The sequence below is a fragment of the Streptomyces sp. NPDC007875 genome (assembly GCF_042868035.1).
Taxonomy (GTDB): Bacteria; Actinomycetota; Actinomycetes; order Streptomycetales; family Streptomycetaceae; genus Streptomyces; species Streptomyces antimycoticus.
Window position 1 is genome coordinate 231156 of record NZ_JBIADZ010000013.1, and the last position, 26221, is coordinate 257376.

General features: G+C 71.9%; 21 protein-coding genes. 7 read left to right on the forward strand and 14 right to left on the reverse strand.

From position 1 onward, the window contains the following. Window positions 1-40: 40 nt before the first annotated feature. From ACFYOY_RS26885 to ACFYOY_RS26900, 4 genes are all read right to left on the reverse strand, one after another. Entirely contained in the window at window positions 41-2041 is a 2001-nt protein-coding gene (locus tag ACFYOY_RS26885) for an ATP-dependent DNA helicase (RefSeq protein ID WP_388590117.1), read from the reverse strand. 237 nt (window positions 2042-2278) lie between these two features. Continuing rightward, window positions 2279-2977 (reverse strand): GNAT family N-acetyltransferase, encoded by a 699-nt coding sequence (locus ACFYOY_RS26890; protein WP_351879396.1) that lies wholly within the window; start codon window positions 2975-2977, stop codon window positions 2279-2281. 77 nt (window positions 2978-3054) lie between these two features. Further along, the gene (locus ACFYOY_RS26895) at window positions 3055-4968 is read right to left on the reverse strand and encodes an IucA/IucC family protein (RefSeq protein WP_351879398.1); all 1914 of its coding nucleotides are present in this window, start codon (window positions 4966-4968) and stop codon (window positions 3055-3057) included. Between the two features lie 648 nt (window positions 4969-5616). After that, window positions 5617-7344: a diaminobutyrate--2-oxoglutarate transaminase family protein gene (locus ACFYOY_RS26900; RefSeq protein WP_388590170.1), complete on the reverse strand. Its 1728-nt coding sequence runs from the start codon at window positions 7342-7344 to the stop codon at window positions 5617-5619. Window positions 7345-7604: 260 nt separating this feature from the next. Here ACFYOY_RS26900 and ACFYOY_RS26905 point away from each other — a divergent pair, with 260 nt between their 5' ends. Further along, window positions 7605-8777, forward strand: a complete 1173-nt coding sequence (locus ACFYOY_RS26905) for a hypothetical protein (protein WP_351879401.1) — start codon at window positions 7605-7607, stop codon at window positions 8775-8777. A gap of 112 nt (window positions 8778-8889) precedes the next feature. Here the strand turns inward: ACFYOY_RS26905 and hflX are convergent, their stop codons facing one another. The 6 genes from hflX to miaA form a co-directional block, all read right to left on the reverse strand. Further along, window positions 8890-10392, reverse strand: a complete 1503-nt coding sequence (hflX, locus tag ACFYOY_RS26910; protein WP_351879404.1) for a GTPase HflX — start codon at window positions 10390-10392, stop codon at window positions 8890-8892. 120 nt (window positions 10393-10512) lie between these two features. Further along, window positions 10513-12093: a M1 family metallopeptidase gene (locus ACFYOY_RS26915; protein WP_351879407.1), complete on the reverse strand. Its 1581-nt coding sequence runs from the start codon at window positions 12091-12093 to the stop codon at window positions 10513-10515. Window positions 12094-12178: 85 nt separating this feature from the next. After that, window positions 12179-14386, reverse strand: coding sequence for a RelA/SpoT family protein (locus ACFYOY_RS26920; RefSeq protein ID WP_388590122.1), 2208 nt, complete (start codon window positions 14384-14386; stop codon window positions 12179-12181). A gap of 137 nt (window positions 14387-14523) precedes the next feature. Then, window positions 14524-15456, reverse strand: a complete 933-nt coding sequence (dapF, locus tag ACFYOY_RS26925) for a diaminopimelate epimerase (protein ID WP_351879413.1) — start codon at window positions 15454-15456, stop codon at window positions 14524-14526. A gap of 144 nt (window positions 15457-15600) precedes the next feature. After that, on the reverse strand, window positions 15601-16098 hold the full coding sequence (locus tag ACFYOY_RS26930) for a hypothetical protein (RefSeq protein WP_351879415.1): 498 nt from the start codon (window positions 16096-16098) through the stop codon (window positions 15601-15603). 108 nt (window positions 16099-16206) lie between these two features. After that, window positions 16207-17145, reverse strand: a complete 939-nt coding sequence (gene miaA, locus ACFYOY_RS26935) for a tRNA (adenosine(37)-N6)-dimethylallyltransferase MiaA (RefSeq protein WP_351879418.1) — start codon at window positions 17143-17145, stop codon at window positions 16207-16209. A gap of 219 nt (window positions 17146-17364) precedes the next feature. Here miaA and ACFYOY_RS26940 point away from each other — a divergent pair, with 219 nt between their 5' ends. Together ACFYOY_RS26940 and ACFYOY_RS26945 are read left to right on the forward strand one after the other, a co-directional pair. Continuing rightward, window positions 17365-17586 carry a hypothetical protein gene (locus ACFYOY_RS26940; RefSeq protein ID WP_388590127.1) on the forward strand — a complete coding sequence of 74 codons (222 nt, stop codon included), beginning with the start codon at window positions 17365-17367 and terminating at the stop codon, window positions 17584-17586. 24 nt (window positions 17587-17610) lie between these two features. Continuing rightward, complete coding sequence (locus ACFYOY_RS26945; RefSeq protein WP_093465147.1) at window positions 17611-17853, forward strand: antitoxin; 243 nt, start codon at window positions 17611-17613, stop codon at window positions 17851-17853. A gap of 112 nt (window positions 17854-17965) precedes the next feature. Here ACFYOY_RS26945 and ACFYOY_RS26950 read toward each other — a convergent pair whose 3' ends face one another. Together ACFYOY_RS26950 and miaB are read right to left on the reverse strand one after the other, a co-directional pair. Then, a complete protein-coding gene (locus ACFYOY_RS26950; protein ID WP_351879424.1) occupies window positions 17966-18736 on the reverse strand; it encodes a class III extradiol dioxygenase subunit B-like domain-containing protein in 771 nt (256 codons plus the stop codon). A gap of 22 nt (window positions 18737-18758) precedes the next feature. Beyond that, window positions 18759-20210, reverse strand: coding sequence for a tRNA (N6-isopentenyl adenosine(37)-C2)-methylthiotransferase MiaB (gene miaB, locus ACFYOY_RS26955; protein WP_351879601.1), 1452 nt, complete (start codon window positions 20208-20210; stop codon window positions 18759-18761). Window positions 20211-20392: 182 nt separating this feature from the next. Here miaB and ACFYOY_RS26960 point away from each other — a divergent pair, with 182 nt between their 5' ends. The 3 genes from ACFYOY_RS26960 (at window position 20393) to ACFYOY_RS26970 (ending at window position 22843) form a co-directional block, all read left to right on the forward strand. Next, entirely contained in the window at window positions 20393-21115 is a 723-nt protein-coding gene (locus ACFYOY_RS26960; RefSeq protein WP_388590172.1) for an IclR family transcriptional regulator, read from the forward strand. 68 nt (window positions 21116-21183) lie between these two features. Beyond that, window positions 21184-22173 (forward strand): TAXI family TRAP transporter solute-binding subunit, encoded by a 990-nt coding sequence (locus tag ACFYOY_RS26965; RefSeq protein WP_351879427.1) that lies wholly within the window; start codon window positions 21184-21186, stop codon window positions 22171-22173. Between the two features lie 67 nt (window positions 22174-22240). Next, window positions 22241-22843, forward strand: coding sequence for a class I SAM-dependent methyltransferase (locus ACFYOY_RS26970; RefSeq protein WP_388590132.1), 603 nt, complete (start codon window positions 22241-22243; stop codon window positions 22841-22843). A gap of 60 nt (window positions 22844-22903) precedes the next feature. Here ACFYOY_RS26970 and ACFYOY_RS26975 read toward each other — a convergent pair whose 3' ends face one another. Both ACFYOY_RS26975 and ACFYOY_RS26980 read right to left on the reverse strand, forming a co-directional pair. Next, a complete protein-coding gene (locus ACFYOY_RS26975; protein WP_351879433.1) occupies window positions 22904-24349 on the reverse strand; it encodes a HAMP domain-containing sensor histidine kinase in 1446 nt (481 codons plus the stop codon). An 18-nt stretch (window positions 24350-24367) separates the two neighbouring features. Beyond that, window positions 24368-25078, reverse strand: coding sequence for a response regulator transcription factor (locus ACFYOY_RS26980; protein WP_351879436.1), 711 nt, complete (start codon window positions 25076-25078; stop codon window positions 24368-24370). A 306-nt stretch (window positions 25079-25384) separates the two neighbouring features. Between ACFYOY_RS26980 and ACFYOY_RS26985 the strand changes: the two genes are divergently transcribed. Continuing rightward, window positions 25385-26161: an amino acid ABC transporter ATP-binding protein gene (locus ACFYOY_RS26985; RefSeq protein WP_059146743.1), complete on the forward strand. Its 777-nt coding sequence runs from the start codon at window positions 25385-25387 to the stop codon at window positions 26159-26161. The last annotated feature ends 60 nt before the right edge of the window (window positions 26162-26221 follow it).

Genomic DNA, 26221 nt, shown 5'->3' on the forward strand with positions numbered 1-26221 from the left:
CCTGATCCTTGACCCGCTAGGCCTCCTGATCCTTGGCCCGCTAGGCCTCCTGGGCCTTGGCCGCCGCGTCGATGGCGGCCAGCGAGCGGCGCACCTGGTTGCGGTCGGTCGTGTACCAGAAGTCCGGCATGGACTTGCGGAGGAACGAGCCGTAGCGGGCCCGCTCGACCCGCGGATCCAGGACGGCGACGATGCCCCGGTCGTCCGAAGCGCGCACGAGCCGGCCCGCGCCCTGGGCCATCAGCAGCGCGGCATGGGTCGCGGCGACGGCCATGAAACCATTCCCCCCGGCCTCCTCCACTGCCTTCTGGCGGGCACTCATCAGAGGGTCGTCGGGGCGGGGGAAGGGCACCCGGTCCATCACCACCAACTGACAGCTGGGCCCCGGCACATCGACGCCCTGCCAGAGGGACAGCGTGCCGAACAGGCAGGTCCGGGCATCGGCGGCGAAGGCACGAATCAGCTCGCCCAGCGTCTCCTCGCCCTGGAGGAGGATGGGCGCATCGAGACGCCCGCGCAGCTCCTCCGCGGCCGTCTGGGCGGCGCGCATGGACGAGAACAGCCCGAGCGTGCGACCGCCCGCGGCCTCGACCAGCTCGGCGAGCTCATCGAGCATATCGGCGCGGCTGCCGTCGCGGCCGGGCTGGGCGAGATGCTTGGCGACGTAGAGGATCCCCTGCTTCGAGTAGTCGAAGGGCGAGCCGACGTCGAGGCCCTGCCAGCGCGGCGCGGTCTCCTCACCGCCCTCCGGATCCTGCGGGCTCTCGGGGGCGAGACCGAGTGAGGCCGCCACCCCGTTGAAATCCCCGCCCAGCTTGAGCGTGGCGGAGGTGAGGACGACGGACCGGTCCTCGAACAGCTTCTCCCGCAGCAGCCCCGACACGGAGAGCGGTGCGACCCGCAGCGAGGCGCCGAAGCGGTCGTGCCGCTCGTACCAGACCACGTCGTACTCGGAGCCCTCGACGATCCGCTCGGCCACTTGGTGGATGTTCTCCACGGAGCCCAGAGCCTGCTTGCGGATCGCGTCCTCGTCCTTGACCGAGGCGTCCCGCGTGGCGCCGAGCGCCGAGATCACCGTGCGGGCCGCGTCGCGCAGCGCCATCAGCACATAGCCGAGATCCTCGGGGATCTTCTCGAGGCGCCCGGGCAGGGCGAGCTCCATCAGCCGCTCGAAGCCCTCCGAGGCGGTCTGGAGGGCATCCGCCGCCTGTTGGTTGACCAGCTTCGCGGCACGCCGCACGGCGCGGTTGACCTGGCCGGGGGTGAGCTCCCCGCTGGCGACGCCGGTGACCCGGGAGACCAGCTCATGGGCCTCGTCGACGATCAGCACCTCATGGCTGGGCAGCACGGGGGCGCCCTCGATGGCGTCGATGGCGAGCAGGGCGTGATTGGTGACGACGACATCGGCGAGCTTGGCCCGCTCACGGGCGGCCTCGGCGAAGCACTCCGCGCCATAGGCGCATTTGGACGCGCCGAGGCACTCCCGGGAGGTGACCGACACCTGGGACCAGGCGCGGTCCGAGACACCGGGGCTCAGATCGTCCCGATCGCCCGTCTCGGTCTCGTCCGACCAGTCACGCAACCGCAGCAGGTCCTTGCCGAGCTTGCTGGTGGGCGTGGCGGCCTCGAACGGGTCGAAGAGGCCGGCTTCATCGGCGTCCTCCTGCGGGACGCCCTCGTGGAGCCGGTGCAGGCACAGATAGTTGGAGCGGCCCTTGAGCATGGCGAACTCGGGGCGGCGGCGCAGCAGCGGGTGCAGGGCCTCCACGGTGCGGGGCAGGTCTCGCTCGACGAGCTGCCGCTGCAGGGCGAGGGTCGCCGTGGCGACGACGACGCGCTCGCCGTGGGCGAGGGCGGGCACCAGATAGCCCAGGGACTTCCCGGTGCCGGTGCCGGCCTGAACCAGCAGGTGGGAGCTGTCGTCGATCGCCTCCGCCACGGCTTGGGCCATGGCGGTCTGACCAGGGCGCTCGGTGCCGCCGACGGTGGTTACGGCGGCGTGCAGCAGATCGGCGAGTGGAGGCGAGGACGATTCAGTCATAGGGCTGCCAGCCTACGGGGCGGCACCGACATCACTCCCGTCGGTGTGGTCGGTGACGGACGGTTTCGGCAAGCGCGGGGCAGGGGCGGATCCCCGCTTCCTGGGACGGACGGCCCCCGCTTTCGTGGGACGGCCGTCCTCGCTGCGTGGGAACCGGGACCGGGCGAGCGGTGTATCAACAGTGAAGTCTCGCATCGAAGCAGGCACATCACCGGGGGCACGGATGGTTGCGGAAATTCACAGGACGTGTCGCAGGGCACGGTCGCGCAGCATCAGCGCGACACGTTTGCCGGGGAGTTCCACTTCCGCGGAGAAGCGGAATCCGGCACCCAGGAAGGCTGCGACAGAGGGGGTGTTGCGGAGATCCGGTTCGGCCACGACCCGGGTGCAGGACGGACGGTGCTCGAGCACGAGGTCGGCGGCCGCGCGGAGCAGGATCGTCCCCAGGCCACGGCCACGATCGCCGACGCGGCCGATGAGCAAGTGGATACCCGTGTCGTGCGGCCGGGCCGGGTAGTACCGCGCGAGCGGGTCCAGATCGGCCCGGTACACCTCCCAATAGCTCATCGGGGCGCCGTCCAGGACGCCCAGACAGGGCACGCTGCGGCCGTCGCCGTCGAGCTGGTCCCCGAGGTGGCTCGCGGTGGTCTCGTCGGGGCCGTCGAGCTCCCAGAAGGCGGCGACGGAGGGGTCGTTCATCCATTGGGCGATGAGCCGCAGATCGCGCCCGATGCGGACCGGGACGAGCTGGAAGGTACCCAACGGGGTGCTGGTGGGCCGCCATTCGACGATGTGGTCGAGCAGATCCGCACGGCCGTCGGCCACCCGTCCGGTGGCGTCCAGGTCGATGAGTCGTGCGATGTCCTCTTCCTGGCGCAGCCGCATGTCGATGGTGTCGTCGGTGCTGGAGCTCGTACTGGAGTCGGTGTGCGGCACGGCGACGCTCTCCTCTCGGGGGTCTCGGCACGTCGTGAGGGACGTGAGGGTGAGGGGCGTGATCGCGGGTCGCGGAGTCAAGCCATGGGGGTAACAGCTGGGATGCCGGACGGAGCCACAGAAGTGACGAGGGGGTTGGCGATGGTCACGTAGACGGACTGGGTGTCCACCGGTCCCACGAGTTCGTCCAGGCCGCGCAGCCGCGTGAGCAGATTGGCCTTGCAGCGCAGGATGGGCGTCTCCAGGAGCCGGACGGGAAGGGGTGAGCGGGTCCTGCCGGGGCCGGACGCGGCCTCGGTGAGAAAGCGGCGGAACGCGGCCAGCAGGACGCGCTCGTCGACGAGTCGCTGGGACCCGAAGGCGCCGATCATTCCGAGGACGTTGTTGACACCCAGGTAGTAGGCGAACCGCTCGTCGGTGACCTCATCGGGGACGAAGGTGTCGCTGCGGCCGCCGATACCGGGCAGCCGGCGCTGGAGTTCGGCGTGCCGGGACGCGCGGAAGTAGTAGCCCTGGTTGTCCCGGTAACGGCCACCGATCGGCCAGCCGTCGGGGTCCAGCAGCACCAGGGTGTTCTGCTGGTGCGCCTCGAGGGCGATACCGGCTTCTCCGTCCAGCCAGAGCACGGGGCGTACGACCGTGTGCAGATAGCGCAGGAACCACTCCGCGCCGACGGCCGCGGTGGAACGGCCGGTGCGAGCGGCGAGCCGGGCGACGAGGTGGGCGAGCCGGGAGCGCATCACGGGCTGTCCGCGCCAGGGGCGCAGCGCCAGGAGTCCGGCGACGCAGACGGCGTCGTCGCCGGGGCCGAACGGGTTGTGCCGGATGACGACGTCGAGGCCGGTCACGGGTTCGCCATCCGGTCCGTCGACGGCGAGCCAGGCCGGGTCGCGGACGATGTCGAAGCCCGGGAATCCGGGGAAGGCGGCCCGCCACTGCTCGGCCAGTCCGCTGCGGAGCAGCCGGTGCACCTCGACACCGCGGCGGAGTTCCTTACGGAGGTTCTCACGACGGGAGTTGGTGATCCGCAGAGCGAGGGAGAGTTTCAGCATGGCAGGAGCGCCGGGCCGGTAGACGGTGCGGACCGAGGAGGTGGGGTGCCAGTGTCCGCCGGAGGGCCCGAGGTCGCGCAACAGGCCGGAGTCGAAGAGCGCGGCGGCTTCCGGGCGGTGCCGGATCTCGCGGGCCTGCCAGGGATGCAGCGGCAAGGGGACGGTCCCGTCAGGCAGTTGGAGGCCGCTGCCCGCCAGGGAGAGGGCGAGCCGCTCGGCGGGCACGGTCCGGCCGCGCTCCGTCCAGGCCGACTCGCAGGCCAGCACGGACCGGGCGACCGCGATCCAGTGAAGGGGGAAGGAGCCACGCGATTCCGGTGAGCAGACGGTGGATTCGCTGTCGGAGAGACCCTCGCGGCTCTTCGGCGTGGGATGCAGGGGGTGACCGAAGAGGAGGGACTGTTCCGCGTTGAGAAACGGGGTGCTCGTGCCGGGGTCGGCGGGCGCCGCGCGGCGGTGGGCGAGGAAGAGGGCGGTGCGTCGCACGGAGTCCGCGACACGGCCGACGAGTTCGGTGGCGTCCGCATCGGGGTCGTCCCGTCGTGCGCTGTACGCCGCCTCGCGGGTGAGCAGGGCCGCGAGGGTGACCGCCCCGACGGCGGGCGCGTCGTGGGGGCCGTGCTCCAGCAGCGGCGGGCCGAAGCGGTGCCAGCCGGTGGGCGACCAATAGCGCACAGGGACGAGGAGGACGGTTCCGCTGGCGGCGAGGGGGATGCGCAGGGTGTCCCCGTCAGGGCACGCGAGGCCGCTCTCGCGTACCCAGCAGCGCAGCAGGTTCTCGACGGCCGCACCGTCGGCCGAGATCTGCGGGTCGGGGTCGTCGAGCGGATCCACGCCGACCACACGGGCACGATCGGCGGGCGTTTCATGGCTGTCGCGGTCCTGCCGGGGAACGACCGTCGCGGGGAAGGGCGACCCCTGGGCGGGCAGTTGCGGCACGGGCGGCTCCTCCGCCGATGGCTCTGGCTCGGAGGGCTGGGGTGCTCTCGCTCCCGTACTCGCTGTCGCCGCGCTGACGAGCGGAGCCGTGGCGGGCGACACCGCCAGAGGCAGTGGCTCCATCGCCGGGGGCAGTGGCTCCTCCGCCAGGGGTGGCGGCACTGCCGCCTGGGATGGTGGCACCGCCGCCGGGGGAAGTGGCCCTGCCGCAGCGGGTGATGGCGCCGCCGCCGAGGGTGGCACCGCCGCCGAGGATGCCGGCGCTGCCGCCAGGGGTAGCGGCACCGCAGCGGGGGGTGTTGGCGGTGCTGAGGGCTCCGCCTGGTCTCCGGCGGCCGTCAGCGCGGTGAACGGTGCCCTGACCGTCGAGACCACCGCGGGTGGGGCGGGTGGTCTGGTCGTCCCGGCCGGGGGAGGCGCTGTGTGGGGCGGGTGTGGGAGGGGCGGCGGCGGGGGGCCGGGGCGGGCGGAGTCGCCGGAGTCGGTCAGGGCGCCGGGCACGGGCTGCGGTCGGGGAGACACGGGGGCTCCCCCGGGGGTGTGCGGCATGGTGGGTGCGGCGCGGGCATCACGGCGTTCACGTCCTGGGCCCGGCGCCTGCCTCCTTCGGTGGTGCGATGGCGGTGCGGTCGTACGGTGCGGGGCACGTCAGGGGTGGTTTCCGGCGAACGGTGGGGCGAATGGGCCAGCGGCGGGCGGGAGTCCACCGGGGCGGGAGCGGGTTCCGGAGGTGCGGATCGCCGCGTCCAAGGCGTCGGCGAGCCGGTCCAGAACGGCCTCTGTCTGCTCGTCGGTGATGGTGAGTGGAGGGAGGAGGCGGATCACCGCGTCGTGGCGTCCGCCGAGTTCGACGATGAGCCCGCGCCGCAGGCACTCCTGCTGGACGGCCGCCGCGAGCGCGGGATCGGCGGGCGGAGCCGTCGTACGCGTGACACCGGCATACGGCACTCCCCCGCCCAGGGCTTGGCGCGCGTCCCCGCCCAGGGCTCCGCGCGCGCCCTCGCCCTCGGCGCCCGTCAGCCAGGCTCCTTCGCACGGGGCCACTTGACCCGGAGCCACCTCGCTCGTGGATGCTCCGTACGGGGCTGCGCCGCCCGGGGTCCCCTCCCAGTCGGCGTCCACGACGGGCCCAACCCCCGCGCCGGGCCTGACCCGCGCTGCGGACCCGGCCTGCCCGGCCTCCGCCATGGCCCCGGCCTCCGCCATGGTCCCGGCCTCCGCGATGGCCTCCGCCTCCGCGGTGGGCCCGGCCTCCGGGGCGACCAGTTCCAGGCCGATCATGAGGCCGCGGCCGCGTACCTCCCCGATCTGCGGGCGTCCGGCGGCGAATCGGCGCAGCCGCTCCAGCATCCGTCGGCCGACGACCGCCGCCCGCTGGGAGAGGTGGTTCTCCCGGACATACGCGAGGGTGGCCGTGCCCGCGGCCATCGCCAGCTGGTTGCCGCGGAAGGTGCCCGCGTGAGCTCCGGGAGGCCAGACGTCGAGCTCCTCCCGGTAGAGCACGACGGCCAACGGCAGGCCCCCGCCGATGGCCTTCGACAGCACCATCACATCGGGCACCACCCCGCTGTGGTCGACCGCCCAGAAGGCCCCGGTGCGCCCGACGCCGGTCTGCACCTCGTCCGCGATGAGCGGGATGGAGCGGGCCGCGGTGATCTCGCGCATCCGGCGCAGCCAGCCGTCCGGTGCCGGGATCACCCCGCCCTCGCCCTGTACGGGTTCGAGGATCATCCCGGCCGGGTCGGGTGCCCCGCCCTTCGGGTCGTCGAGCAGCTTCTCGGCCCAGCGCGCCGAGAGTTCGGCACCGCGCTCCCCGCCGGCCCCGAACGGGCAGCGGTAGTCATACGGAAAGGGCAGCCGGGTCACACCGGCCGCCGGGGCCCCACCTGAGGCGGCCAGCGCACCGGCCGTCATGCCGTGGTAGGCCCCGGAGAAGGCGAGCAGGCCGTCGCGCCCCGTGGCGATCCGCACCAGCTTGAGGGCGGCCTCGACCGCGTCCGTGCCCGCCGGTCCGCAGAACTGCACCCGGGCGCTGGCGGCGAGTCCGGGCGGCAAGGTGGCGAACAGCTCGTCCGTGAAGGCGTCCTTGACCGGTGTGGCCAAATCCAGGACCTGCAGCGGCGCTTCCGAGTCCAGGACGGCCCGGATCGCTTCCAGCACCACCGGGTGGTTGTGCCCCAGGGCCAGCGCCCCGGCCCCGGCGAGACAGTCGAGATAGCGGCGGCCGTCGGCCCCTTCGACCGTCATTCCCCGGGCGCGTACCGGAACGATGGGCAGCGCTCGGGCATAGGTGCGGGCGGCCGACTCACGCAGCGCCTGGCGTCGCAGAATTCCCCGGGTGGCGCCACCGTCGTCGGAGACGGCGGACAGGGCCATCGGCGGGAGCTGGGTCACGGCCACGAGTCTCGGTCCTCCTGCTGCTGAACACCCTCCGGCTGTCCCCCGTACGTACCAACGACGCGTGAGGCTCTGGATCACGGGCTTGGCGAAGATCCTTGCGGCCGGGAACCAAGGACCCGCTCGCAGCCGTCGTAGGCGGCACCGGCATAGTGGGATACCACCCCATTGCCGGGGCGGTGCATGACAATTCCACATAGGCCGTAGAGCAGCTCAGTACCTCAGGGGGAGTTCCGCCCATGCCATCCTCACGCCGACCCGCACTGGCCGTGGCCGCCATAGCCTCGGTTCTGGCGCTCACCGCCACCGCGTGCGATTCCTCGGACGACAACACCGACGCCAGGCCGACCGCGTCGTCGGAGCAGGGCGTGGACGACATCAAGCTGCCCGACAACCTCAACGACAAGTTGAAGAACCTCGGCATCGATCTGGACCAGTGGAAGAACGGTGCCTGGAACAAGTGGGACCGGGACGACTGGCTGCGCGAGGCCGGTGACTTCATCAACCCGATCATCAAGGGTCTGTGGAAGCCGGACCGGATGCGCGACGCGCAGGAGCCCGACAAGCCGGTCGACGACAGCGACATCGCGGACGACCAGGGTGTGACCGACCCCGATCCGCAGCCTGTCCCGGCCAAGGAGGTCGCCAGCCCGTACAGCTCCAACGTCCCCTACGCGGGCAAGGTGTTCTTCGACGGCCCCGAGGGTTCGATGGTCTGCTCCGCGACCGTGGTCGAGGACCCGGCGCACCCCGGCAAGTCCAACCTGGTGTGGACGGCGGGCCACTGCGTCCACGCGGGCAAGGGCGGCGGCTGGTACAAGAACCTGATGTTCGTCCCCTCCTACAACGACGCGGGCAAGTCGCAGGCGGAGCTGGAGAACGCCACCAAGGAGGAGCTGGCTCCCAAGGGCGTCTGGTGGGCCGACTGGGCGCAGACCTCCTCGCAGTGGATCGACAGCGGCGCGGCCGTGGGCGGCAAGGGCGCCCCGTACGACTTCGCGGTGATGCATGTGAAGCCGGAGGTCAGCGGCGGCAAGTCGCTCGAGGAGATGGTGGGCGGCGCGCTGCCGGTCGACTTCAATGCCCCGGCGGTGAAGTCCATCGACGAGATCACGGCCACCGGCTACCCGGCCGCCCCGCCGTTCGACGGCCAGAAGATGAACCAGTGCGCGGACAAGCCGGGCCGGCTCTCCCTCGACGCCAAGCAGCCGACGATGTACCGCATCGGCTGCACCATGACCGCGGGTTCCTCCGGCGGTGGCTGGGTCGCCGAGGGTGCGGACGGCAAGCCCTCGCTGGTGTCCAACACCTCGATCGGCCCGTCCAACGCGACCTGGCTGGCGGGCCCGCACCTGGGCCCCGAGGCGAAGGGCGTCTACAACGCGGTCAGCAAGAAGTTCGCGAGCCAGTGACCGGCTGAGCCGGTAGCCGTCAGGCACCACACGACGAAGGGCCCGCCCCGGACTTCCGGGGGCGGGCCCTTCGTCGTATGCCTGTCGTGCCTTCGCCGTGTGCCGGTCGTGGCTAGTGCTGTCCGGCGGCCGCGGCCGGTACGAAACGCCGCAGCTCCGCCGCGAGCTCCTCGTGCACCCGCGCCTTGAGCAGCGTGCCCTCGGGGGTGTGCTCCTCGGAGAGCACCTCACCCTCGACGTGGGTGCGCGCGACCAGCTTGCCGTGGGTGTACGGCAGCAGCACCTCGATCTCGACCTGGGGCCGGGGCAGCTCCTCGTCGATCACCGCGAGCAGCTCGTCGATGCCCAGCCCGCTGCGAGCCGACACCGCCATGGCGCGCCGCTCCATGCGCAGCAACCGCTGCACCACCAGCGGATCGGCCAGATCCGCCTTGTTGATCACGACGATCTCGGGCACATCGACCGCGCCCACATCGCGGATCACCTCGCGCACGGCGGCCAGCTGCTCCTCCGGCGCCGGATGCGAGCCGTCCACCACATGGACGATCAGATCGGCATCGCCGACCTCCTCCATTGTGGAGCGGAACGCCTCCACCAGGTGGTGCGGCAGGTGCCGGACGAACCCGACGGTGTCCGCCAGGGTGTAGAGCCGCCCGCTGGGGGTCTCGGCCCGGCGCACGGTCGGGTCGAGGGTGGCGAACAGTGCGTTCTCCACCAGGACGCCCGCACCGGTGAGCCGGTTGAGCAGCGAGGACTTGCCCGCGTTGGTGTATCCGGCGATGGCGACGGAGGGGACCTTGTGGCGCCGGCGCTCCTGCCGCTTGATGTCGCGGCCAGTCTTCATCTCGGCGATCTCACGGCGCATCTTCGCCATCTTCTCGCGGATGCGGCGCCGGTCCGTCTCGATCTTGGTCTCACCGGGACCGCGGGTGGCCATACCGCCGCCCGAGGATCCGGAGCCACCGCCACCCATCTGCCGGGACAGCGACTGACCCCAGCCTCGCAGCCGCGGCAGCATGTACTGCATCTGGGCGAGCGAGACCTGCGCCTTGCCCTCTCGGGACTTGGCGTGCTGGGCGAAGATGTCGAGGATCAGGGCGGTCCTGTCGACCACCTTGACCTTGACCACGTCCTCGAGGTGGATCAGCTGGCCGGGGCTCAGCTCACCGTCGCAGACCACGGTGTCGGCACCGGACTCGACCACGATGTCGCGCAGTTCCTCGGCCTTGCCGGAGCCGATGTAGGTGGCGGGATCCGGCTTGTTGCGCCGCTGGATCACGCCGTCGAGCACCAAGGCGCCGGCGGTCTCGGCGAGCGCCGCGAGTTCCGCGAGGGAGTTCTCCGCGTCCTGCGCCGTGCCGGAGGTCCATACGCCGACCAGCACCACGCGCTCCAGGCGCAGCTGCCGGTACTCGACCTCGGTGATGTCCTCGAGCTCGGTGGACAGCCCCACCACACGCCGCAGCGCGGCACGCTCGGAGCGGTCGTACTGGTCGCCGTCACGCTCCTCGTCGATCTCGTGACTCCAGGCGACGTCCTCTTCCATCAGGGCGTCGGCCCGAAGGCTCTCGGCGGGTCGCTGCCGGTCCTGCGGAAGGGAAGAGGAGTGGGTCAAAGGAATCCTTACGTCGTGGAATACCGTCATTGTCGACAACGCGTGACGGGCCCGCGGGATTCCCCGCCGGGGCCGGCCGCGACGCCGACTCCTTGATGGTCGCACGCGGCGGCCGGGCCGTCACCCTGGTTTCACGGCCCATGGCACCGCGTAACGCACCGCATGCCGCCCCGCCCGGGCGCCCGGCAGCGCGGCGCCCTTCGTGCTCTCCTTCGCCGTCGGGCGCCAGTCGGGGTGTCCCGGCATCGGCGGCGTCTTCTTGCCGTACAGCCAGGGACGGAGGAATCCGCTCAGGTCGCGCCCCGCGACCTGGGAGGCCAGCCGGATGAAGTCGGCGGTCGAGGCCACTGCGTCGCGGTGGCGGAGCACCCATTCCCGTTCCAGCCGGTCGAAGGCGGTCCGGCCGATCCGCTGCCGCAGTGCGTACAGCACCAGCGCGCTGCCGTCGTAGACGACCGGGCGGAAGATGCCGATCTGCTGGCCGGAGTCGGCGGGCTTGGGGGCCGCGGGCGGCCCGCCCTCGGCCCGCCAGGCGTCGGACTGCTCGTACGCCTTGCGCATCCGCCGCTTCAGGCTCGCCTTACCGCGCTCCTCGGCGTACAGCGCCTCGTACCAGGTGGCGTGGCCCTCGTTGAGCCATAGATCGGACCAGCGGCGCGGGCTGACGCTGTCGCCGAACCACTGGTGCGCCAGCTCGTGCACCATGATCGATTCGATGTACCACCGCGGCAGCTCCTCGCTGGTGAACAGATCGCGCTCGAAGAGGGAGAGCGTCTGCGTCTCCAGCTCGAAGCCGGTGGTGGCGTGGGCGACCAGGACTCCGTAGTTCTCGAAGGGGTAGCGCCCGGCCTTCTTCTCCATCCAGGCCAGCTGTCCGGGAGTACGCGCGAGCCACTTCTCCAGCCGTGCGCGGTCCGCCGCCGGTACGACGTCGCGCACCGGCAGCCCATGGGGTCCGGTGCGGCGCGGCACGGCGGAGCGGCCGATGGAGATCTGCGCCAGTTCGGTGGCCATGGGGTGAGCGAGGCGGTACGTCCAGGTGGTCCGCGATCCCTTGCGGACGCGCTGCCCGGGAAGACCGCCCGCGACGACCGTGAGGCTCTTCGGGGCGGTGATCCGGAAGGTGAAGCGGGCCTTGTCGGCGGGGTGGTCGTTGCAGGGGAAGACCCGGTGGGCGGCGTTGGCCTGGTTGGCCATGACCAGCCCGTCGCTGGTGCGGACCCAGCCGCCGTTGGTGCCGCCCTGCGGATCGCTGGTGTGGTGGACGGTGACCCGGAAGGCGGCGCCCTTACGGAGCGGGGTGGTCGGCGTGACCACCAGGTCCTCACCGGCCGTCGCGAACCGGGCCCGCGCTCCGTCGACCCGCACCGAGTCCACGACGCCCTGGGCGAAGTCGAGGTTGACGGTGCGCAGGGGGGCGGTGGCGCGGGCGTCGATGGTGGTGACGGCGTCGAGCGGCCGGTCCTGGCGGCGGTAGTCGAACGCGATGTCGTACGCCGTGACGTCGTACCCGGGGTTGCCGAGCTCCGGGAAGAGGGGGTCCCCGATGCCCAGGGGCCCGGGGTGCGTGGACGATACCGGCCCCGCGGCGGAGGAGGGGCCGACCGCGAGGAAGACGGCGGCCATGGCCGCGGCCACCAGCGCGGTCCTGCGGCGCCCGGTGCGCGGCGGCCAGGGGCGGCGCCCCGAAGAAAACGTCATGCCCTACGGCTACCAGCGCCCCGGCACCGGCGCAGTCGCTCCCGGCTTTGATCCACCCGAAGGAGTTCAGGCGGCCCGGCGGCGCTCAGGAGCGCGCCGCGGCCATGCTGCGGCCCTCGCGTGTCACGTCATAGACCCCGGGGACGTTCCGCATGGCCCGCATCAGCGTCGGCAGCCTGCCCGCGTCGGGCAGCTGGAGCGTGTAGGTGTGCCGGACCCGCTGCTCACGGGGCGGTTCGACGGCGGCCGCGACCACCTCCGCGCCCTCGGCGGCAATGGCCTCGGTGAGATCCGCGAGCAGATGCGGTCTGCTGAACGCCTCCGCGAAGAGGGTCACGCGATAGTCGCCGCCTCCGTCTCCGTCGTCCTCGTCCGCCCAGCGCACCCCGACGGCCGTGCGTCCGGCCGCGATCATCCGCGCCACTCCGGGGCACCGCTCGCGGTGCACGGTGACGGCCCCGCCGCGGACCGCGAAGCCGGTGACCGCGTCGGGCGGCACGGGGGTGCAGCAGCGGGCGAGCCGTACGGTCGCGCCGGGCCGGTCGACGATGATGCCCGCCTCGGGGCGGACCGCCCCGGCCGTGGGGACGGCGGTCTCGCCACCCTGCGAGACCTGCGAGCCCTGCCCGTCCTGGCCGGAGAGGGTGGAGGCGGACTCCGCCTCCGGCTCCTGGGCCGCGTCCCGGGTCTCCTGCGGGGAAGGCTGCGGCGCCGGGTGGCCGGCCAGCCAGCGGTTGATGGCGATGCGGGCGGCCGGGGTGCGGGCGTGGTCGAGCCACTCCGGCGAGGGGCCGTGGGAGGCGGCGTCCCGGGTGTCGCCGGCCATCAGGAGCTGCAGGGTGTCGCCGTCGCGCAGCACCGTGCTCAGGGTCGCGATCCGGCCGTTGACCCGGGCGCCGATACAGGAGTGGGCGTCCTCGCCGTACAGGGCGTACGCGGCGTCCACACAGCTGGCGCCCGCGGGCAGGCCGAGCGTCCCGCCGTCGGAGCGGAAGACCGTGATCTCCCGGTCCTGGGCGAGGTCGTCGCGGAGCGAGGTCCAGAAGAGGTCGGGGTCCGGGGTGGCGCTCTGCCAGTCGAGCAGCCGGGACAGCCAGCCGGGGCGGGTCGGGTCGGCCCGCTCGCCCTCGGGGGCGTCGGCACCCTCCGTCGGGGTGTACGGATTGCCGAGGGCGATCACTCCGGCCTCCGCGACCCGGTGCATCTGCTGGGTGCGGATGAGGACCTCGGTGACCTCGCCGTCGCGCCCGGCCACGGCCGTGTGCAGCGACTGGTAGAGGTTGAACTTGGGGACAGCGATGAAGTCCTTGAACTCCGAGATCACCGGGGTGAAGCAGGTGTGCAGTTCGCCCAGGACCGCGTAGCAGTCCGCGTCGTCGGAGACGAGGACGAGGAGGCGGCCGAGGTCGGTGCCGGTCAGCTCGCCGCGCTTGAGCCCGACCCGGTGGACGGAGACGAAGTGCCGCGGCCGGACCAGGACTTCGGCGGTGATACCGGCCTCGTGGAGCACGCCCCGTACGTCCTCGGCGGCGCGGGCCAGCGGGTCGGGGCGCCCGGCGTGGGCCTGGAGGAGCTCGCGGGTCTGCGCGTACTCCTCGGGGTGGAGGATGGCGAAGACCAGGTCCTCCAGCTCGGTCTTGAGCGCCTGCACCCCGAGCCGCTCGGCGAGCGGGATCAGCACATCGCGGGTGACCTTGGCGATGCGCACCTGTTTCTCGGGGCGCATCACGCCGAGGGTGCGCATGTTGTGCAGCCGGTCGGCGAGTTTGATCGACATCACCCGGACGTCATTGCCCGTGGCCACGAGCATCTTGCGGAAGGTCTCGGGCTCGGCCGCCGCGCCGTAGTCGACCTTCTCCAACTTGGTGACGCCGTCGACGAGATAGCGGACCTCCTCGCCGAACTCCTCCCCCACCTGATCGAGGGTCACCTCGGTGTCCTCGACGGTGTCGTGGAGCAGCGAGGCGGTCAACGTCGTGGTCTCGGCGCCCAGTTCGGCGAGGATCAGCGTGACGGCCAGCGGATGGGTGATGTACGGCTCACCGCTCTTGCGCATCTGGCCGCGGTGGGAGGACTCGGCCAGGACATACGCCTTGCGGAGCACATCCAGATCGGCTCCGGGGTGATGTGCGCGGTGGACCTTGGCCACATGCTCGATCGCGTCCGGCAGCCGGCCGCGGGAGGCCGGCCCCAGCAGGGCCGCCCGGCTGAACCTGCGGAGATTGCGCAGGTCAATGCGGGGGATGCCGCGCCTGCGGCCGAACGGGGCCTGGTCGGTGGCCTCTGCGCTCATGGGCAACCTCCGGCGGCGTCGAGCGTCAACCGGCGTGGGTACTCCCCCGGAGCCGGTGCTTGATGCTATCGAGCCCATCACGCACGGCCGACCGGCTCTCGCCCAGAGTGAAACGGATCACCCATTCGAGGGAACTGTCAGCCGAGGTCCGTGCCCAGCCAAGCGGGATCCAGTTCCCCCTCGGCCACGATCACGGCAGGGCCGGTCATCTCCACCGTACCGTCCGGCCGTTCACTGATCACAAGGCGCCCTCCTGGGACGTCCACGGTGTACGTGACGGGGTCGCCGGTGACCGCCGGGTCGGCCCCGTCACGGCGCGCTGCGGCCACCATCACGGCGCAGGCGCCGGTGCCGCAGGAACGCGTCTCACCGGAGCCGCGCTCATGCACGCGCATCGCGACATGGCGCGGGCCGCGGTCGACGACGAACTCGACATTGGTGCCATGGGGGTACGCGGAGGCGGGACGCACGGCGGGCGCCGCGAGCAGATCACCGGCCTGGGCGAGGTCGTCGACGAAGGCGACCGCGTGCGGGTTGCCCATGTTCACGTTCCGCGCGGGCCAGCTGCGCTCACCGACGGTGACCGTGATCTCCGCCTCAGGGCCGGGCCCGGGCAGCGTGGCCGCGCCCATCACCACGGTGATCGGACCGTCGGGCCCCGCCGTGGCCTCGTCCGGCTGTGCGGCGTCACCGGCGTCCTTGGCGATGTGGACCCGGCGCACCCCGGCCCGGGTGGCGACCGCGAGATCGCCCGCCTCGGCGAGCCCGGCCCGCTGCAGATACCGGGCGAAGACCCGGACCCCGTTGCCGCACATCTCGGCGATGCTGCCGTCGCTGTTGCGGTAGTCCATGAACCACTCGGCCCGGTCGGCGATGGCCCGCGCCTCGGGATGTGCCGAGGACCGCACGACGCGGATCAGCCCGTCACCGCCGATACCGGCGCGGCGGTCGCAGATCCGGGCGACCGCGGCCGCGGACAGCTCCAGGCTGCCGTCCAGGTCGGGGACGATGACGAAGTCGTTCTCGGTGCCGTGACCCTTGAGGAAGGACAGCCGTGGTGCGGTGCTCATCCCTCGATCCTACGGGGGACCGCGTGCGCCGTCCCGCCGTGCCCGGGCGGTCGGCGCCGGGCGGGCCGCACGGCCGCGACGAGCGCATCGCCGCGAGGCGCCGTGCCGGGTGCCGTAAGGCCGCGAGGGTCCGCCGGAGGGGGCCTAGCGGAGGCGGGCCACCCGCCAGAAGGTGAGGGCGGCCAGCAGGGCCACGATCACCACGTAGAGGACGACGAAGCGCCAGTCCGGGCGGCGTCCGGAGCCTCTGGGCGGAAGGCCCGGCCACGTGTAGCCCACCCGGCGGGCGGCCATCAGGCCCCAGCCCGCCGCGCAGCAGCTCAGCAGCAGGCCGAGCATGGCCACGACCGCCCCTCCGTCGCCGAACTCGAAGGCGAGCGGGAAGGCGAACATCAGCGAGCCGAGGATGGCGAGGCCGACGATCGGGGCGATCTGCCAGATCCGCAGCCGACGCGGCGGGCGCAGCTCCCGGAAGGACTCCCCGGAGACGGATCCCGCGCCATCCGGGTCCTCGGAGCCGTCCTCGAGGGCCGGTGCGCCGGTCTCGTGAAGCGCTCCGGCCTCATCGGGGCCGTCGGGGGTCAGCGGTCCCGCGTCTCCGAGCGGCGATTGCTGCGATGCGTCGCGAGGGCCGGCCTCCATCGCCACACGCCCTCCCAACTCCAGACACCACGGCACGATCGGAGCTTGATGATGGCATGCCCGCCGGGGCCCGAATGACGAGCTGAGCGTCCCGATGCCATGACGTGATCAGGCTGTGACCGCCCGTTCAACCAACGCGAGCGCGCTCGCCAGGAGTTCCCCTCTGCGGTCGGCGGCTCCGCTGAGCCAGTGGACCCGGGGATCGCGGCGGAACCAGGAATCCTGGCGGCGCGCGAACCGCTTGGTGGCGCGCACGGTTTCGGCCCTCGCCTCCTCCTCGGTGCACTCCTCCGCGAGCGCGACGAGCACTTGCTGGTAGCCGAGGGCGCGGGAGGCGGTACGGCCGGAGCGCAGCCCGGCGGCCTCCAGCAGGCGGACCTCCTCGACCAGCCCGGCGTCCCACATCCGGTCCACCCGCAGGGCGATCCGCTCGTCCAGCTCGGGCCGCTCGACGTCGACGCCGATCTGGAGCGTGTCGTAGACCGCCTCATGGCCGGGCAGATTGGCGGTGAAGGGACGGCCCGTGATCTCGATGACCTCCAGCGCCCGGACCACTCTGCGGCCGTTGCTGGGCAGGATGGCGCGCGCCGCCTCGGGGTCGGCGGCGGCGAGCCGGGCGTGCAGGGCCCCGGAGCCCCGCTCCTCCAGCTCGGCCTCGAGCCGGGCCCGGACGGCGGGGTCGGTGCCCGGGAATTCGAGCGCGTCGATGGCCCCGCGGATGTAGAGGCCGGATCCGCCGACCAGGACGGGAGTGCGGCCCTCGTGGAGCAGACGGTCCATCTCGGCGCGGGCCAGCCGCTGGTACTCGGCGACGCTCGCGGTCTGGGTGACATCCCAGATGTCCAGCAGCCGGTGTGGCACCCCCTGCCGCTCGTCCTCCGTCAGCTTGGCAGTGCCGATGTCCATGCCCCGGTACAGCTGCATGGAGTCGGCGTTGACGACCTCGCCGTCGAGATGTCTGGCGAGTGCGACGCCCAGATCGGACTTTCCGGCCGCGGTGGGGCCGACGACGGCGATGACTCGCGGCGGGTGGCCTGCAGTATTCACCGGGCCAGTCTCGCAAACGCCGGGGGCCTCCTCGAATGAGCGACGTGACGGGGCACCGCCGGTTTCGTTGCCCGCTTGCGAGGTTCCGCGGGCCGGTTCAGCCAATCGGCCTCCGCGCGCGGCGCAAGGGAACGCTCCGAGCGGCACGGGATTTCGCCCGCACGAGTAAGGTATGGAGTGGATATGGGCGTGTTTTCCAGGTTTCGTCGCGATCGTCATGTGTCGAAGGAGGCGAGCCGCTCGTCCGAGAAGGCACCGTCCGCACAGGACGCCCAGGTCACGGCCGACGCCATGAGGGCGGAGGCCGCGTCCGGGACCGGCGGGGCTGAAACCGCGCGGGGCGGGAAGGAGAACCCGGCGGGTGAAGGCGCCGGGATCCCCAGGCAGCAGTCCGCGGCCGAGGCGGCCGACAGCGAGACCGGTGAGGGCGCCCGCACATAGGCAGCCGACGAGGGTAGGTGGCACATGGGCCTGATGGACAATCTCAAGGCCAAGGCCGGTCAGATGAAGGGCAAGGCCGGCAGCCTCGCGCAGCAGCACGAGGCCAGGATCGAGCGGGGCCTGGAGAAGGCGGCCAAGACGGTCGACACCAGGACCAAGGGCAAGTACAGCGCCAAGATCGAGACTGGCAGGGGCAAGGCGAAGGGCGCTCTCAACCGCCTCTCGCACATGGAAGAGGACAAGCCCAAGCGCAAGCGCGACGAATAAGGCCGGCCACCTCAAGACGGCGCCCAAGTCGGGGGCGGGCGACGCAGGGCCCAGACCGGCCGGCCCCGCCGGTACGCGGCCGTGGAGCAGACGCTCCACGGCCGCGAGCGGGCTATGACGACCAGCTCGCCACGAAATACCCCACGCCGTACGGCGCTTCGTCATACCGCAACTCCCCCTTCAGGGGCGCCCCCTCGGCCGCCCCCGCGAGCACCTGCAGCGGCGCGCGGCCCGCCGCCTTGAGCTCGTACGCCAACTCCTCGTCGAGCGCGGCCAGCGCCCCGGCATCGGCGGCCGCCAGCGCCCGCGCCACCTCGGCGTCGAACGGGGCCGCCCGCTCGTCGAGATAACCCGGCGCCTTCAGCGTGCGGCATGCGGTGCCGTCGCCCATCACCAGCAACGCGATCCGCTCCGCCCGCCCGGCGAGCTCCCTTCCAGTTTCAATACACCGCTCGGCCGCGAGAGGTTCCCCCACACCCAGCCCCTCGACGGGCACCGCCGGGTCCCACCCCGCGTGCTCCAGCAACCAGGCGGCGACCGCCAGCGACAGTGGCAGCGAGGGCTCCGGCGGTAGCGAGGGCGAGGGGCCCTGGCCCGCGGCATCGTCGCCGCCGGACGCCCCGTCCGCCGTCGGCGCGGCCAGCCGTACATCCACCTCCACGCCGAAGCCGCGGAACGATCCGGCCGCGCCCTGCGCATGCGGTCCGCGCCCGGCGCGCTCGGCGGGCCCCACCACGATCAGGCGCTCCGGACGCGCCGCCGCGAGGGCGCGGACGGCCTCGGCGCACGCCGCGCGCAGCCCGTCCAGCTCGGGAGCGGCTCCGGCGGCGACCTCGGGCACCAGCAGCGGCGGACACGGGCAGACGGCGGCGGCGATCAGCATGATCGTCAGCCTAGCCGGGCGCTCAGTCGCAGCCGCAGCCCGCGGCGGGCGCGGCCGGCAGCGACGGCGGGGCGCCCACCGTCGGCAGGCCCAGCATCACACCCGCGGGCTTCTTCTCCCCGGGTGCGTTCCGCCGCTCCCAGGCGTCTCCGGCGCGGGTGCGCCGCACGCCTCGGGCCGGGCCCTCGGCCAGCAGATGGTGCGGGGCGGCGTAGGTGATGTCGACGGTGACGACGTCGCCGGGGCGCACCGGCTCCTCGGGGCGCGCGAAGTGCACCAGGCGGTTGTCGGCGGCGCGGCCGGACAGCCGCCGCGTGGCGTCGTCCTTACGGCCTTCACCCTCGGCGACCAGCACCTCCAGCGTGCGGCCGACCTGCTTCTTGTTCTCCTCCCAGGAGATTTCCTCCTGGAGGGCGACCAGCCGTTCGTAACGCTCCTGGACGACCGCCTTGGGCACCTGGCCGTCCATCTCGGCGGCGGGCGTCCCGGGCCGCTTGGAGTACTGGAAGGTGAACGCCTGCGCGAATCGTGCCTCGCGCACCACGTGCAGCGTCTCCTCGAAGTCCTCCTCCGTCTCACCGGGGAAGCCCACGATGATGTCGGTCGAGATGGCGGCGTCCGGCATGGCGGCGCGCACCTTCTCGATGATGCCGAGGTAGCGCTCCTGCCGGTACGAGCGGCGCATTGCCTTGAGCACGGTGTCCGAGCCGGACTGCAGCGGCATGTGCAGCTGCGGCATCACGTTCTCCGTCTCGGCCATGGCGGAGATCACGTCGTCGGTGAAGTCGCGCGGATGCGGCGAGGTGAATCGGACCCGCTCCAGGCCCTCGACCTTCCCGCAGGCGCGCAGGAGCTTGCTGAACGCCTCGCGGTCGCCGATGTCGGAGCCGTAGGCGTTCACGTTCTGGCCGAGCAGGGTGATCTCGGTGACGCCCTCGGCGACCAGGGTTTCCACTTCGGCGAGGATGTCGCCGGGGCGGCGGTCCTTCTCCTTGCCGCGCAGCGCCGGGACGATGCAGAAGGTGCAGGTGTTGTTGCAGCCGACCGAGATGGAGACCCACGCGGCGTACGCGGACTCGCGCCGCGTCGGAAGGGTGGAGGGGAAGGCTTCCAGGGACTCGGCGATCTCGACCTGGGCTTCCTCCTGGACGCGGGCGCGCTCCAGCAGCACCGGCAGACTGCCGATGTTGTGGGTGCCGAAGACCACATCGACCCAGGGGGCCTTCTTGACGATGGTCTCGCGGTCCTTCTGGGCCAGACAGCCACCGACGGCGATCTGCATGCCCGGCCGCCGCGCCTTGATCGGTGCGAGCCGGCCGAGGTTGCCGTAGAGGCGATTGTCGGCGTTCTCCCGCACCGCGCAGGTGTTGAAGACGACGATGTCGGCCTCGCCCTCACCGGTGCCCTCGGGAGCGCGGACAAAGCCCGCCTCTTCCAGGAGGCCCGAGAGCCGCTCGGAGTCGTGGACATTCATCTGGCACCCGTAGGTGCGGATCTCGTAGCTCTTGGTTGCTTGAACGTCCACTGCCGGGCTCCGGTCGCTGCTGATGGTCACGCATCAAGGGTAGGCGCTCACAGAAGCCCCCCTGCCTGGCGGTGGGCGGGGCACCCCTCGGCACAATATGTTCCATGACACGGAACAGCTCCCAGGGCAATATGCTCGACAAGGCAGTGGCGGTCCTCGACTGCTTCCGGCCCGACGGCGGCGCGTTCCGTCTCACAGAACTGTCCGCATGTACGGGGCTGGCCAAGACCACCGTGTTCCGGCTCTGCGCCGATCTGGTCCGTCTCGGTCTGCTCGAACGTGACGCCGAGACCTACCGGCTCGGCGGCGCTCTGTTCGAGCTGGGCTCACTCGTCCCGCGCCGACGCGATCTGCGGGAGGCCGCGCTGCCGTTTCTGCAGGACCTCTTCGAGGCCACCCACGAGACGGTGCACCTCGGGGTGCGCGAGGGCCACGAGGTGGTCTACGTCGAGCGCATCCACGGCCACGACGCCCTTCGACTGCCGTCCCGTATCGGCGGCCGACTGCCCTTGACCTGCACCGGCGTCGGTAAGGCGCTTCTGGCGTTCTCGGGCTCCGAGCTGGTCGAGGACGTCCTGGCCACGTCTCTGCCCCGTCTCACCCCCCACTCGATCATCGATCCGGACCGGCTGCGCACGGCCATCGAGCAGGCCCAGGTCGCCGGTCTGGCCTATGAGGAGGAAGAGGCGGCTCCGGGGGTCAGCTGCATCGCCGCTCCCGTCTTCGACGGACCGACGGCGGTGGCGGCGCTGTCGGTGGCCGTGCCCCGCAGCCGCTTCCGGCCCGCGCAGCTGGCGCCGGCCGTACGGACCGCGACCCTGGGGCTGTCCAGGGCCCTGCGCTCCGGCAGGTGACCGAATGCCCGGCAGGATCCGCGGCTCGCCCCTCCCCTCCCGGAAGCGGGGCTGGCAGGATCCTCGCCATGGCCGTCACCCTTCCGCGCCTGGACCGGCGCCGTGCCCTGCAGTCCGCCGCCGCGGGCCTCGTCGCCCTGGGGCTGCTGCTGTGGTGGCTGCTGGCGACAGGCGGCGGCCCCTCGCCCAGCGGCCGGGCGACCTTCGCGACCGGGGTCTCCACCGGGGTCTACGACACCTATGGCCGGATGCTCGAGCGGGACCTCGCCCGGGACCTCCCCGATGTCGATGTGCGGCTGGAACAGACCAGGGGATCCCCCGACAACGTCGAACGGCTGGCCCGGGGCAGGGCCACCTTCGCCATCGCCGCCACCGACGCCGTCGCCGCCTACCAGGGCGAGGGCGCCGGGCGGCTGCGGGCCTGCGCCCGGCTGTACGACGACTACATGCAGCTCGTCGTACCGAGGGGCTCGTCCGTGCGATCGGCCCGCGACCTGAAGCATCTGCGGGTGGGCGTGGGCGACGACGGCTCGGGCGTGCAGCTGATCACCCGGGCGCTGATCAAGGCCGCCGGGCTCGACTTCGACCGGGACATCCGGGCCGAGCGGGTCGGTATCGACGCCATGCCGAGGCTGCTGCGGCAAGGCAAGCTCGACGCGTTCTTCTGGTCGGGCGGGCTGCCGACCACCGCGGTGCGCACCCTGGCCCACGCCTACCCCATCCGGCTCGTCCAGCTCGGCGACCTCACCGGCCCGCTGCACCGGCAGGGCGGGGTGACGCGCTACTACCGGGCGGCCACCGTGCCCGCCGACGCGTACGAGGAGATACGCAGGCCGGAGCCGGTCAAGACGATCGCCGTACCGAACCTCCTGGTCACCACGGACCGAGTGGACCCCGATCTGGCGGAGGGCGTCACCCGCACGGTGATAGAGAACCGGGACCGCATCGGGGCGAAGGTGCACGCCGCGCAGAAGGTGGACCTGCGGACCGCCGTCTTCACCGATCCGCTCGCCCTCCACAAGGGCGCGGCACGCTATTACCGCTCGGTCAAGCCGTAGCCGGACTACGTCCGAGGTCGGCCGAGAAACGGCCGAGGCCCCGCCGGAGGTCCGGCAGGATCCTCATATGACAGTGAAGAACGGCAGGCGGTGGAACAACAACATCCACTACCACCCCCGTATCCTCGGCGCGGTCCCCGACGGCGCCCAGCGCGCCCTCGACGTCGGCTGCGGCGAGGGCATGCTCGCCCACGAACTGCGGCGGGCCGTGCCGCACGTCACCGCCATCGACCTCGACGCGGCCAGCATCGAGCTGGGACGCGCGTACCGGGACGATGTCGACTACATCCTCGGCGACTTCCTGAGCCATCCCTTCGAGCCCGCCTCGTTCGACGTCATCTCGTCGGTGGCCGCCCTGCACCACATGGACGGCGCCACCGGGCTGGCCCGGATGCGCGACCTGCTGCGGCCCGGCGGTGTCCTGGCCGTCGTCGGCCTCGCCCGTAACACCCTGCCCAAAGACCTGCCGCACATCCTCGCCGGTGTGGCCGTCGGTACCGTCCACCGCGCCAGGAAAGGGCTGTGGCACCACCCGTCGCCGATCGTGTGGCCGCCGCCGGTGACATACCCGGAGATGCGGGCGATGGCCGCCGAGATCCTGCCCGGCTCGCTGTACCGCCGTCATCTCCTGTGGCGCTACAGCATCATCTGGCGCAAGCCGCGGGGCTGAGCTGCCTTCTGGGATGCTGCGCCGCCCGTCCTTACGGTCCCCCTCACGGCCTTACGGTCTTCACGTTCTCACCGGGCCCGGTCCCTCCACCTGTTCACTCGGCCCGGTGCGCGGGACGGTGATGGTCACGCGCAGCCCGCGAGGCTCGTTGGGGGCGTAATCGATCGTGCCCCCGCCCGCCGCGAGCAGAGCGCGGGTGATGGACAGGCCCAGGCCCGAGCCCGAGATGTTCTGGTGACGGCTGCTGCGCCAGAAGCGGTCGCCGACCCGGGCGAGTTCGTCCTCGGTGAGGCCCGGGCCGCCGTCGGCGACGACGATCGCGACGGTGTCGCCGTCCGTGCGCGCCGAGACCTCCACATGCGCCCCCTCGGGCGTGAACTTCAGGGCGTTGTCGACGACGGCGTCCAGCGCGCTGGACAGGGCCACCGGGTCGGCCCAGCCGGTGATGGCCGCGGGGCCCGTGTAGGCGAGCCCGACCTCCTCCCGCTCGGCCACCAGAAGCCAGGCGTCCACCCGGTCGGTCGCCAGCTCCGCGATGTCGGTGAGCCGCAGATCGGCGGCGGAGTGCTCGGCCAGCGCGAGGTCGAGCAGATCGTCCAGGACGCTGGCCAGGCGCTTGCCCTCCGCGCGCACCGAAGCGATCTCCTCATGGCCGTCCGGCAGCTCCAGCGCCAGCAGCTCGATGCGCAGCAACAACGCGGAGAGGGGATTGCGCAGCTGGTGGGAGGCGTCGGCGACGAACGCCCGCTGCTGCTCCAGGACTTGTTCGACGTTGTCGGCCATCTCGTTGAACGAGCGGGCGAGCCGCCGCAGTTCCGGGGGCCCCGAGGCGGCCGCGACACGTGACTGCATCCGCCCGGTCGCGATGTCGTGGGTGGCGGTGTCCAGGACGCGCACGGGCCGCAGCACCCATCCGGTCAGCCGGAAGGCGGCCCCCACGGCCAGCAGCATCGCGGCGCCTTCGCCCGCGCCGATGACCAGCCAACCGTGCAGGGTCCGCGACCGCATCTGGCCGGTGGGCGAGTCGGTGACGACGACGGCCACCACGTCCCCGTCGCGGACGACGGGGGAGGCGACGGTGAGCCTGCCCCGCTGCCAGGGCCACACCTGGGGCGGATCGTGGCTGCGGCGCCCGGCGAGGGCCTCGTCGAACGCCCGGGCGCTCTCGCCCGTGTCCGGCAGCCGCCAGCTGCCGGGCGCCTCGGCCATGGGCGGCGCGTCCCGGTCCCGGTAGAAGACCCCGGCCCGGATGCCGTACAGATCGTGGTAGCGCTTCAGCTCGGCGCGCAGGGTGTCCAGCCGTTCGTCCCCCTCGGCGCCGACCGCCCCCGTCGGCCCGGCGGTGACGAACTGGGCGAGCGCGGCGAAGCGCGCGGTGTCGTCGATCCGGTCGACGACCACCCGCTGCTGCTCCCGGGCGGCCACGCTCCCGGCGAGCGGGAAGCCGAGCGCGAGCAGCACGCCCGCCATAAGGACGATGAGAAGCGGGAGGAGTCGGGTGCGCACCTAGGGAGTCCCGGTCGCTCAGGGGGCCGGGGCGACGAGGCGGTAGCCCACCCCGCGCACCGTCTCGATCAGGGCGGGCATCCGCAGTTTGGAGCGCAGGGAGGCGACATGGACCTCCAGGGTGCGCCCCGTCCCCTCCCAACTGGTGCGCCAGACCTCGCTGATGATCTGCTCCCGGCGGAAGACGACACCGGGGCGCTGGGCGAGCAGGGCGAGCAGATCGAACTCCTTACGGGTGAGCGAGACGGTCGTGCCGTTGACCGAGACCTGGCGGGTGGGCAGCTCGATGGTCACCGGGCCGAGCCGCAGCGGCGGATGGGGTCCGTCCGGGCCCTCGTCGGCACCATGGCCCGTGTCCTGGGCGGCGGTGCGGCGGCTGACGGCGTGGATGCGGGCGAGCAGCTCCATGGTGTCGTACGGCTTGACCACATAGTCGTCGGCGCCGAGGTTGAGCCCGTGTATGCGCGAGCGCACATCAGCACGCGCGGTCACCATGATCACAGGTGTGGCGGTGCGCTTGCGGATCTTGCCGCACACCTCGAAACCGTCCTGGTCGGGCAGGCCGAGGTCGAGGAGTACGACGCCGAAGGGGGCGCCGGAGTCGGGCAGCAGCGCCTGTAGCGCCTCCTCGCCGCTGCGGGCGTGGGTGACCTCGAAACCGTGCCGGGAGAGGATGGCGGACAGGGCCGCGGCGACGTGGTTGTCGTCCTCGACGAGCAGCAATCTCACCAGCCCCTCCGCCACCTTCCCGTACCAGCGGAGACGCGCCTCGTACGCGCCCCCGTCACCATGGCTTCGAATTCGGCCACGAACATGGCCACACGGCATCCACCCCGATCGAGGGGCACCCGTCAAGACGCATTCGGTCACACACCGGTTTCCGTTATGCAGCCGGTACGGCGCGCGTCGTCTCGTTCACGCAGCGTGTCACGCCGCAGCCATATCGTTATCCTCAATTTCAGCTCAGATGTAATGACGCTGGTCGCAGCAGGTCACTACTGTCCTCCCAACCGAGGAGGACGGAGCGAGACGCCGATGAGCGAAGTATCGGTGACCAAGGACGCCGCACCAGTGGCGAACGCGTTGGTTGCGCTGTCAGGAGTCAACAAGCACTTCGGCGCGCTGCATGTGCTCCAGGACATCGACCTGACCATCAGCCGGGGCGAAGTGGTCGTCGTCATCGGGCCGTCCGGGTCCGGAAAGTCGACGCTGTGCCGCACGGTCAACCGGCTGGAGACGATCGACGCCGGGTCCATCACGATCGACGGCAAGCCGCTGCCCCAGGAGGGCAAGGAGCTCGCCCGGCTGCGCGCCGACGTCGGCATGGTCTTCCAGTCCTTCAACCTCTTCGCGCACAAGACGGTGCTCGAGAACGTGATGCTGGGCCAGGTCAAGGTCCGTAAGACGGACAAGAAGGCCGCCGAGGAGAAGGCCCGCACGCTGCTCGACCGGGTGGGCGTCGGCGCCCAGGCGGACAAGTACCCCGCCCAGCTCTCCGGCGGCCAGCAGCAGCGCGTGGCGATCGCGCGCGCCCTGGCCATGGACCCGAAGGTGATGCTCTTCGACGAGCCGACCTCGGCGCTGGACCCGGAGATGATCAACGAGGTGCTGGAGGTCATGCAGCAGCTCGCCAGGGACGGCATGACCATGGTCGTCGTCACCCACGAGATGGGCTTCGCCCGCTCCGCCGCGAACCGGGTGGTCTTCATGGCCGACGGCCGGATCGTCGAAGAGGCCGAGCCGGAGCAGTTCTTCAGCAACCCCCGCAGCGACCGGGCCAAGGACTTCCTGTCGAAGATCCTTCACCACTGAGTCCACGCCGGCCCGGCAGACCGCCGGCACGTTCGCCACTGCGTATCTGGACCACGTACT